The organism is Nocardia sp. NPDC003345, assembly GCF_053589395.1.
Map to the genome: position 1 here is coordinate 1 of NZ_JBSFRU010000593.1, position 1,544 is coordinate 1,544.

A 1,544-nucleotide genomic window follows, 5' to 3' on the forward strand; every position below is an offset into this window, starting at 1 on the left:
GGAGGGCTGCGGTATACCGGAGCGGTGATGACACGGGGGATCATTCACGCGGCTACCGCGATTCTGTCCACACTGGCACTGCTCGTCGTTCTCGGCGCCTGCGCGGCGCTACCGGGCCCGGCGCCGGCGCCGGGCAGCCCGGGGCGCGACCGGCTGGAACAATTGCTCGCCACCGTCCGGGTCGTACCCGAACGGCCACATCCCGGCGGCTACGACCGTGACTGCGGATCCGGGCAGGGCTGTGTCTTCGGTCCGGCCTGGTCCGACGACCACGACGGTCCCGGCGGCCGGGACGGCTGCGATACCCGCAACAATGTGCTGGCCCGCCAGCTCACCGGGGTCGGCTACCGGCCCGGTGCCGGGCGCTGCGTCGTGCAATCCGGCACCCTCGCCGACCCGTACACCGGCACGCGGGTCGAGTTCACCCGCGCGCAGGCCCGGCAGTTGCCGGTCGACCACATCTATCCCCTGGCCGCCGCCTGGGACCTCGGCGCTTCGGCCTGGCCGCTACCGCGGCGCATCCGCTTCGCCAACGATATCGACTACAACCTGCAGGTCACCGACCGCGCGACCAATACCGCGAAAAGCGACAGCACCCCCGCGCAGTGGCTACCGCCCTCCCGGCCCGGGCACTGTTACTACGCCGGCCGGTATCTGATGGTGGCGCTACGGTACGCGCTGCCGGTCACCGCCGCCGACCACGCCGTCCTTCGCGATATCGCCGCCGGGTGCGGATAGCCGCCGGGTCAGGCGCCGGTGGCCACCGGCCGCTTCGGGTCGTGCGCCCACTGCGACCACGAGCCGGGGTACAGCGCCGCCTGGACTCCGGCCACGGCGAGCGCGGCGATGGCGTGGGCGGCGGTCACACCCGATCCGCAATACACGGCCACGGGTTCCGCGCCCAGGTCGCCGAACCGCTCGCGCAGCAGTCCGGCGGGCAGGAAGCAGCCGTCCTCGCCGAGGTTCTCGCTGGTCGGCGCGCTGATCGCACCGGGAATATGCCCGGCGCGCGGGTCGACCGTTTCCTGGTCACCGCGGTACCGCTCGGCGGCGCGGGCGTCCAGCAGCACCCCGCGCCAGCGGGCGGCGGCGTCGGCGTCGATGACGGGCAGACGGCCCGGGTCGAGTTCGATATCGCCGGGCGCGGGGTCGGGCTCCACCCCGGTGGCCAGTGCGCCGCCGCCGCGCAGCCAGGCAGGCAGGCCGCCGTCGAGGATCCGCACATCCGCGATACCCGCCCAGCGCAGCAGCCACCAGGCCCGGGCCGCCGACATACCCCCGAGTTCGTCGTAGACGACCACCGGATCACCCGCGCACAGCCCCCAGCTCCGGGCGCATTTCTGCAACTGCGCCGGATCAGGGAGCGGGTGCCGGCCGTGCGCGGGCGAGGGCAGGGCCGCGAGTTCGGTGTCGAGGTCGACGAACACCGCGCCGGGTATATGCCCGTTCTGATAGTGCTGGGGACCCTCGGGGTCGCCCAGTTGCCAGCGCACATCCAGCAGGCGCAGGTTCTCGTCCGTCGATTCCCGGAGTTCGTCCGCCGA

Annotated in this window: 2 protein-coding genes; one reads left to right on the forward strand and one right to left on the reverse strand. The window is 73.0% G+C overall.

Going from position 1 to position 1,544, the window contains the following annotated elements:
* Positions 1-27: 27 nt before the first annotated feature.
* Entirely contained in the window at positions 28-738 is a 711-nt protein-coding gene (locus ACWDU1_RS32275; protein WP_450004204.1) for an HNH endonuclease family protein, read from the forward strand.
* A gap of 8 nt (positions 739-746) precedes the next feature.
* On the opposite strand, the gene ACWDU1_RS32280 is transcribed toward ACWDU1_RS32275, so the two are convergent.
* Positions 747-1,544, reverse strand: a 798-nt coding sequence (locus tag ACWDU1_RS32280; RefSeq protein WP_450004203.1) for a sulfurtransferase, incomplete at its 5' end; no start/stop codon positions are given.